General features: G+C 32.7%; 6 protein-coding genes. 4 read left to right on the top strand and 2 right to left on the bottom strand.

Features of this window, described 5'->3' with window-relative positions:
• Positions 1 to 2,771 precede the first annotated feature (2,771 nt).
• The 4 genes from AC5YDH_RS14500 to AC5YDH_RS14485 all read left to right on the top strand — a co-directional run bounded on the left by AC5YDH_RS14500 (position 2,772) and on the right by AC5YDH_RS14485 (position 6,663).
• A complete protein-coding gene (locus AC5YDH_RS14500; protein WP_496120511.1) occupies positions 2,772 to 3,590 on the top strand; it encodes a hypothetical protein in 819 nt (272 codons plus the stop codon).
• Positions 3,591 to 4,244: 654 nt separating this feature from the next.
• Positions 4,245 to 5,201 (top strand): hypothetical protein, encoded by a 957-nt coding sequence (locus AC5YDH_RS14495; RefSeq protein ID WP_496120509.1) that lies wholly within the window; start codon positions 4,245 to 4,247, stop codon positions 5,199 to 5,201.
• Complete coding sequence (locus tag AC5YDH_RS14490) at positions 5,173 to 6,039, top strand: nucleotidyl transferase AbiEii/AbiGii toxin family protein (protein WP_496120507.1); 867 nt, start codon at positions 5,173 to 5,175, stop codon at positions 6,037 to 6,039. The genes AC5YDH_RS14495 and AC5YDH_RS14490 overlap by 29 nt, the downstream gene beginning before the upstream one ends.
• Complete coding sequence (locus tag AC5YDH_RS14485; RefSeq protein ID WP_496120505.1) at positions 6,040 to 6,663, top strand: hypothetical protein; 624 nt, start codon at positions 6,040 to 6,042, stop codon at positions 6,661 to 6,663.
• Between the two features lie 672 nt (positions 6,664 to 7,335).
• Here AC5YDH_RS14485 and AC5YDH_RS14480 read toward each other — a convergent pair.
• A complete protein-coding gene (locus AC5YDH_RS14480; protein WP_496120503.1) occupies positions 7,336 to 7,884 on the bottom strand; it encodes a plasmid replication DNA-binding protein in 549 nt (182 codons plus the stop codon).
• 47 nt (positions 7,885 to 7,931) lie between these two features.
• Positions 7,932 to 8,858 carry a replication initiation protein RepM gene (gene repM / locus AC5YDH_RS14475; RefSeq protein WP_496120501.1) on the bottom strand — a complete coding sequence of 309 codons (927 nt, stop codon included), beginning with the start codon at positions 8,856 to 8,858 and terminating at the stop codon, positions 7,932 to 7,934.
• Between the last annotated feature and the right edge of the window lie 118 nt (positions 8,859 to 8,976).

Below are 8,976 nucleotides of genomic sequence, written 5' to 3'. Positions count from 1 at the left end.
TGCAAGGTAAACGTGGACTTATTGCAAGGTAAACGTGGACTTATTGCAAGGTAAACGTGGACTTATACCTTCTAAAACCTTTGCTACAAAAGGCTTTTATTTATTCTAAAAGCATTAAAAGCATTAAAAATAATTAAAAGCCTTTTCTTCGAAAAATTGCCCGTGGTTTTCGCTACGCTCAAACTCTATTGAACTTCGCTTTCGCTCAGTTCTAGGGGCAATTTTTTAGTTAATCTCAATGTGAATTCTTTAAAAACAAAAGCAACTCGGAATTCGCTTCGCTCATGAGTTTTTTTATGCGAGCTTCGCTCGATCTAGAAACATATTTCTTCATTTGATCATCTAATTTCTTAAATTTTCATGTTTTAAAATTGTTTTTCAAAGAGTCTAGGCGCGACTTTTCAGTATATCGCTCGTAGACACTCGCTAAAAACGCTCGTAAAACGTCATATTTTGCGTTTTTAGCCCTGTTTACTTCTTTTAATAATGAATCGGTAGTTTTAGATAAAAAAGAGTGTATAGCGCAAATGAGCATGTATTCTGATAAAAATAAAGCCCTGCCAGTAATACCAGCAGGGCTTAATCTTGGAGTTTTTCGTTACCGCCTAACGCCAGTTCACATTTCAAGTCGAACTGGGACGACCATGTGGTTATCAACTCACATCATTTTCTTTGCTTTCGCAAAGGGAGTGAATATCAAATCGCTCAACAGTTTAAGCACGACTGTCTTTCTTCGCTAAATTTAATCTAGACTCCAGGTTGTATTTTAGTTCGACAACTACGACTACCTAATACCTTAAAGCCGCTAGTCTTAAGCAAGTTAAATTCATCGTGGCAAAAGCGTTTCTGCTCAATCTAGTCATAAAATCTCAACCTGACCATGAATGAATAAATCACCCATACGGGAAACTTCATCAACAGATCTTCTTCGCCAGAATCCACTTTGCTAGTTTTTAACTTGTGATTCTCAATCCATCTTCGCTAAAAATTAAAGCTAGGAGCGCCTAAAAAGCATTTTCATGTCTTTCAGTAACTCAGTTATTTATGGGTAAACCCTCTACGGAACTACCGTTTGTCTTCTTACTGCGTACTAATCAAAGACCCATGAGCAAATTGCTAGCTTGTTCATGGATCTGTATTTGATGTTCAGCCTTTGTCATGACGTTTGTATCGTTTCATAAATACTTGAGGTTTTCACGCCTCACGTCTTTCACCTTGTCGTCGGTTTTAAATATACCGCATTGTCTTTCGTATCATGGCCGCTTACGTTTTTATTCGCTCGAAGCCATTAATTTAAATCCAGTATTGTTGAAACAATTTGGAAATAACGTCTACTCAACAATTCTCCCTCTCTCATTAATCAAAACTTATGCGCCACTCGAAGTGGGTATTCATTTTGAAAGTCTATATTGAGGAGCCACCTCATATAATGATCGACTTGAGAGATTCCCATATTAGTTTGATGGTCTGTGTTGATGTATTTCATCAACGATCAGTACGCTTATTCACTCCATAAAACAACAGCTCTTCCCATTTTTACGGTAAGAGTTCCGAAAACCCGTATTATTGGCCATCGTTCGATTTCATTGTGGGTAAAGCACTTGATCTACGCAAAGCAACATCTTCATGATTTCGTGGGTCCCTAAAAAACAAAAAAACCGCATTAACTTTACGCTAATGCAGTCTTCAGTTCTTAGTGACAATCATGTTTTACGTGTCACCGTTACAGGCTTAAGCTATCCAGCGATCTCAATAACACTCGTCTTATGTCTTCCGACAAATTACAGACGTGCATCATCGAGTACCAAGGTAGTCCAGATTTCTCCTCATACCCCCTAGTACTTCACAATACTCTCAGCAGCCCACCTGTGCGCCATACATCATGCCCTATGTAAAAATTGAAGCATGAAATAGGTGTGTCTGACGTTACTTCTATCCTTAAAGTAACTCACACTCTCCATCAAACAGGGTGAATCATGTCACCATGATGCCCGTTTCTATGTCGCCCAACTTTATCCTCGCAAACAGCAATATCATATGCTGTTCAATCAAAAAAAAAGCTTATCTATGAAGCTCATATCTGATTGGGTCAAGAAGCGGAATCCCACCGCTTAGTGCCCTTCATAGCCGCACCAACTACCTTTCGGACGTATGCAGCTTTGCGGTTTTTAGTAAGCGTTGGCTGACGCTCCACATAAAACCTTCGACAAGGATCAGATCTCAAATTTTCTAGGCACCGCCAAGTACCGCCTACACACCTATATTCTGTTTGAGATCTATTGACTAGGCTTAATATTAGGGTAAAAATACATAAAAAACAACAATATAAAAGCTTAAAAAATATACAGTTTGTACTCACATTCCGGAACTCTTAATTTACGCGTCAACCAATTTCTCCATAAATTCCTTAAAAAGCAGCAAAAAAACCAATAAAACTTTTTTAAAAACAAGTCCTCCCTTTTATGGTTGTACCATTTTCATTAAAAAAGAATAAAAAATAGCCAATTGCTGTTTTTAACCTAAAATATCCTAATGACAGATCGAGACTTTTTTAGGCAATTTGTAGGTAAAAAATAGAGCTTTTTTTTATATTTTTTATATTTTAATCACTCAATTGTTTAATAGTGGGAGGGCTTGTCCGAGCCAATTTTAATTATTGTATTAATGGGTTAGATTTAATTTAAATAGATTATGTAAGGCAAAATAAACACTTGTTTTTAGTTTAGTGATGCCTAAAACTTATTTTGACTTTTTGATATAGCAGTATTTACATGAATTTATTAAAATTATTTCTAGCATCATCTTTTATTTTTCTTACGGGATGTCAGACTTTTTTTCATAAGTATCCTTCAAAAAATGAATTACAAACTGTATATGTTTCAAGTGATTATGTTAATAAAGCAAAATATAGTTCGCCTAGAGATAAAACATTAAAAGATGCACAAGTAGTAATAGGCTTATCAAGGAATGATGCATCAGCAACGGGATTTATGCTTTCTGATCTAACATTAGCATTTGATATAATCAATATAACTAGTAAATCAAAAGCAGTTAGTGATCAATTAGATTTCTTAAAAACTCAAAAATTTGATAAATTAGTAAAATCTCAATTAGAACAAAAACTAAGTGCAAGTAATTCAAGCATAGAAGTAATAAATAAAAATAATGCTAATTTTTTATTAGTTCCTTTTGTTTTTATATCAGCATCTCCGGATGATTTTCATCTAGATTTTACTATTGGTGTAAATATTAAAAATGAAGTAAGAATGTATCACTATCGTAGTAAGTACTTTGAGACAGTAAAGGACATTAATGAAGAAGAATTTAATCAAATTTCAGAAGTTGCTTTCGATAAAATATTAACTCTTATTTTGAATGATATGGATAATAAAATTGATTATTTAGCTCAAGATAAATCCCTTGAAGAAAAATGTATTCCTATATCAGGAAAGACTTGGGCAAAGATAGGCTTTGCGGTAAAAGTTAACTATAACTATGTTAAAAATGAAAAGAATGAATGTATTGCAAATTTAAAAGATAGCTTTGGAGTAGAATTTTCTGGATATCCTCATGTATTTATCTTTGAATAAGTAGCTAAATTTAAAATAGAAAGTAAAAAACAGTTAGGTAATATTATTTTCATCCAGCGAGGAGTAATGGGAAAACTTAGCAGGTTGGATTAAGAAAGTTTAATGTCCGTTTTTACTGGGGCTAATACATAATATGGACTATACGAAGCCCTGATCTAAGATCAGGGCTTTTTGATTTTCGTATAAGAGATTTTATGTTAAATAATTTTTAGGTTTTGTTTAGGCAAAAGTGATCCGCCAAGCTGTGCATGGAGCCTGTTACAATGCGATTAATCGCATTGTAACAGGCTCCATGCACAATGTAAAATTCCTTTAAAATCAGTAACTTATGCTTATTTAGTTATTGTGTTTCAGCATTTCACTAGAATATTAAATAAAATTATCATTTTGTATATTATGCAAACAACATAAGACATTGATTGTATTGAAAATAATCAAATTTTAAGTGTGATTTAGTTAAAATATAGTTATATAATCACTTTATAATGTGTCCTTAGGACACATTATAAAGTGATAGTGTTTAATTTCAAGTTTTATTTTTATTTTGTTATAAATCATATGCTTATTATTTTTTTTAAAAAAAAATACTTGACTTTTGTATCTCTAAAAGGATATAAGTCCTAAGGACTTATATCCTTTTAGAGAGTATCATTTGTGAAAAAAGAGTCAAAACTACCTCTAGATAAGGCGATGATAATTTGGTTTTTGAATGAGTATAAATATGGTTCAATTAATCGCTTTGATTTATTTATAAAATTTAGAGAATTATTTTTTTCAAAAAAAATTGGAAATGAAAAAATTGAAGTTCATGGAAATACTAGTTTGGAACTTGCTTTTAAAAGATTCACGAATGATTATCTTGAGCAACAGCCTTTTGTAAAAGCATATAGCCCACATTCAACAGGATATGGGTATTTTGCTAAGATCAACACTAAACTCTCCCCAACAGAATTAATTTTTCCTCTTTTTCCATATGCATACCTTACTCATTTATCAGCAATGAGGCATTACTCTATTACGGATCGAATTCCTAAAAAAATACAAATTGAGATTCCCTCTAGGCCTAAATGGAAAGCCTTATTAACTGAAGATATAAAAAAAATGGATGTATCAGTTAAGGATAAGGACATGATCTTAAAATATTTACCTCGATACCCTAAAAGTGATGAAATTTATTTTAAAAAGAGAATTTTAGTATCATCTACTCGCACCCCATTACCTTATTTAACTTTAGATAATGGTGTACGAGTATTGGAAATAGGAGCTTTGTTCATAGAAATGATTAATAATCCCAAAGAATGTGGAGGGATTGAGCATGTAATTGATGTATTCCAAGAATATGGCTTGATATTTAAGAAAAAAATTTATAAGGCAGCTTTAGAATCTAGTCTGATTTCACAAGCCAGAATAGGCTTTATTTTTGAAAAAATTCTAGAACAGTCAGATCTAGAAATTCTAAAAATGAAAAATAGAAATAAAGATTTAAGGGGGGGAAGCAGAGTTTTCCTTACTGGAGAAGACTTTTCCAATATGATTAACATAGAATGGAATCTTTCTTTAAATCATCCTAGTGTAGAGTCATATGGAATTGAATTTAACCCAATGGGTTAATGATACAGATGAAGATTATGTAGACATTAGAAAAGCTATGCATATCGTGCTATTAGCCATTGGGTCTAGTAGTCGTTTATCTTCTATGATGGCCCTTAAAGGTGGGGTATTAATGGCCATTCAATATGCAAATACTCGATTTACTACGGACCTAGATTTTTCTGCATTACAAAATCCTGAAGAAGTTGATCCTGACAGTCTTCGTGATGAATTAAATCAAGCGTTATTAGGGGCTGAGGTTGAACTTATTTCATATAACATTTCTTGTCGTGTTCAGAGGATAAAGAAACAGCCAAAAGCTTTTGAAGCTGCCACCTTTCCCTCATTAAATATTACTATTGGATATGCTAAAAAAGATAGTGCTGGAGCTATGAAGCGTCTCGAACGTGGAGATGCTACTGATACAATTAGTATTGATTATAGTTTTAATGAAATTACAGGCGAATTAGGCGAAGTAATTTTAGAGAACCAAGAAAAGATCCAAGTCTATAGTTTTCCTGCTTTAATGGCTGAAAAATTTAGATCTATTTTACAGCAAGTTGTAAGGAATCGAAGTCGTCGACAGGATGTCTATGATTTACATCATTTGATTACAAAATATTCGACACACAGTGAAGGTGAAAAATTTCAGATATATAACCTCTTAATTGAAAAGTCTGTTGGGAAAAGTATTGATCAATACTTAAAAAAATTAGCATTACAAGATCCAGAAATTAGATCTAGATCCGAAGAAGGTTTTGATGAGCTTATTTATGAAGATGTTGAGGAGATATCTTTTGAAGAGGCCTATTTAGTTGTTCAGGAATATTTTGAATCCTTACCTTGGGAGGAGGCTTGAATGCAGGTAGAAGCATTCAACCTTCAAGGGAAAAGATCTATAAATTTGGATGTTATAAAACAAATACATCATGAAAATTTTTCTATTTTTTTAGTTATAGATGGCTTTAATAAAGAAGAAGACCTAGTTAGAAAACTGATAGAAAATTTTGTTGAGGAGCTATTTGCTTTAGTCAACCCTTCTATGAATTATGCAGAATTTGTTGCCAATTTTAGGAGAATTAATAAGCTTTTTAATGGATCTATCAGTTTTTTGTGGATAGAAAAGAACAAGTGCCATGTCGCTTTTTGTGGGGATTGTCGAGTCTATTTAAATGGTAATCTGAAAACTATAGATCATACTCAAGCATGGAAAATGTGTTCCAGAAGAAGTTCAAATCTTAATTTAATTGGAGAATTGTGTATTACCCATCCTTATCAAAATGTTCTACTTAAAAATATGAAAAATGATGAATGTGAAATAATTAATTTTGATCTGCAGTCTGGAGATCATATTCTTATTATTACTGATGGAGGGTGGCAAGAATTACATCATAAGATTGTAAAAAAAATATTTAACACAGCTGAGTTATGTAATGAAATCTTTAGTGATAATGCTAGCGGATACTACATTAAGATAAATTAGAAATATCTCTTATAAGTACGGATATACTCCTTAATAGCACTAATTAATGTCCAAAATAAAATACCAATTATCAAATAGTTAGTGCGTTTCATTAATCTATATGGCTCTAGACCTTCTAAAACAGTACCAGTTACCTGGATGTGAAATTTTGCTAATTGGTAGTCCATTCCAATCTTAATTAATAAGGATAGGCCTGATCCTATAATGATGATCCACCATAGTTTTTGGCTTACCAAAAAAGGAAAAATTATTAATTGAAGGTGTTCTTTCATAAAGTCCATATAATTTTTTTATTTAAAGAATTTCTAAAATTAACATAATACGCCTTATACGAAATGCTCTAAATTATTTGTTTTAATTCAATAGTTTATTTCGTATTGAAAAGCCCAACTCAGCTGAGTTGGGCTTTTTTAGTGATTTGCCATGTTCCACGATTGATTTTTGATCGTTGTTCCACGGGATTATTTAGTTTTAATTGAGGCTAACTACATAATTTTCAAGATTTTGTGACAATATCATTGTAAAAAATAGGTGTTTTAAATACCTAATATTCATCGTTTATTCATTCCCATCATCTATTATAAAACTATCGAACAACCCCCAACTCTTTAGCATGATGCTAAGAGTTTTTCGGCCACAACATACCCTAATCGTTGTGGCTTTTTTTTTGCCTTAATGATCAGTAAAAACAGCTCGTGCTAATCGACCCAATAAACTTCGTTTTTTAGGTTCTTCTTTAAGAGGTTTTGATACAGGGATACCTTGATCCTCTCTCTCTGATTTAGTAGTCAATCCCTCATCTTGAGCCTGATCTATAGGTCTAATTACAGTATTTTCTGTTGTAGTGTGATTCTGATTAGTAGATGGTTCTAATACACCTTTAAACTCAATTCTATGAGTGAGATCTTCAATATGCTGCATTAGAGATGTTTCTCTTTGATTTGCTAGCTCTAATTGATTTTTTAATAACAAAATTTGATCTTTAAGTACACTTTCAATTTCCGACTGAACATGTACAGAGGTATCCTTTAGTGCATGTTCAGTGCGTGTACTAGACTGAACACCTTTTGGGTTTCCATAAACTCGTATCAATTCTGACAAGTCTAATAGCCCATCATTATCTCTTGATAATTCGCCATTTTTTATTGCTTCATATATCGTTGTTCTTGATTTTTTGAAGGCTTTGCTTGCGTCCATTACGCTAAATTTTGTTGTGTTCAATATAATCCCTCAGTACGTGTTCAAGGATGTTCACTTGAACATCTATCCTATTTTGAATTGAATCCTACTTCTTTTAAGTATGGTAAAAGTTCTTCAAATCTTTGTTTATCTTGAAGCATTTTTGCAATACGGACAGCAAATTGTTCAAAGCCTTCTGTACCTTGAGCATATTGATTCATCTCAGGAAGTCTAGAAAGTTTATTTGCAAATAGGTGGCGTTGGGAATCTGTCATTTTTATGAATAAATCAGCAGGGCTTTTTGTTTGGATATTTTTTGCAGAGTCACTTTTTTTCTGTGTAAAAGTGAAAGAGAAACCCGTAATAGAGCGTCCCTTTTTATGCTGTTCATACTTTACAGTAATGTCTGTATGTTCATTAATTTGCTTAATAGATAACTCCAAGACTCGTTCTTTTAAATGAGCCATTCTGGAATATTCATTATCTAAAACACCAAGTTTTTTTCTGAAATCTTTAAGCTCAATAGTTGGGGTTTTACCTGTACTTCTCCATTGAATTAATAGCTCATAAAGCCTTATAGCATAGGCACTACTTAGACTACTTACTTGTTGCAACTCATATTTAGTAAATTGTTCTTCTAATCGAGTTATAAAAGGAACAACAGCAGGGGCAAAAATTAAATCGACAGTAGCTTCATTATCATTGTATGCAATTTGAGAAACCCAACGGCTCATAACATTGCGGATATTACCGTTTGCTTTCTTTTCTTGATAGCTAAATTGTCGTGCAAATAGATCTTTGCAGGCATCTTTGAGGGCTTGATAAGCCGTATTTCGATGAACATTAAATTGGTTTATATAACTGTCAGCATGGACTTCTAAAGGATCATTAGCATTAATACCTTTACCACTTTCTCTTGCTTCTACAATAGCCAATAAAATTAGGCGTTGCTCTACTAACTCTAAGTTGTAGCTCGCATTTATTAAAGCATTATCTTTTACCACTAAATCTTTCATAAGAAGCATTTTTTATTTTGATAAGTCCACGTTAATATTATTTGTGTACAAATGCAAGGTAAACGTGGACTTATTGCAAGGTAAACGTGGACTTATTGCAAGGTAAACGTGGACTTAT

The organism is Acinetobacter sp. FY683 (assembly GCF_059515885.1).
This window is presented reverse-complemented; position numbering and strand designations above follow the sequence as displayed.

Bases quoted from the DNA above. Each gene is read 5' to 3' on its own strand.
- AC5YDH_RS14485 (WP_496120505.1), top strand. From the start codon at position 6,040: ATGCAGGTAGAAGCATTCAACCTTCAAGGGAAAAGATCTATAAATTTG.
- AC5YDH_RS14500 (WP_496120511.1), top strand. From the start codon at position 2,772: ATGAATTTATTAAAATTATTTCTAGCATCATCTTTTATTTTTCTTACG.
- repM (WP_496120501.1), bottom strand. From the start codon at position 8,858: ATGAAAGATTTAGTGGTAAAAGATAATGCTTTAATAAATGCGAGCTAC.
- AC5YDH_RS14490 (WP_496120507.1), top strand. From the start codon at position 5,173: ATGGAATTGAATTTAACCCAATGGGTTAATGATACAGATGAAGATTAT.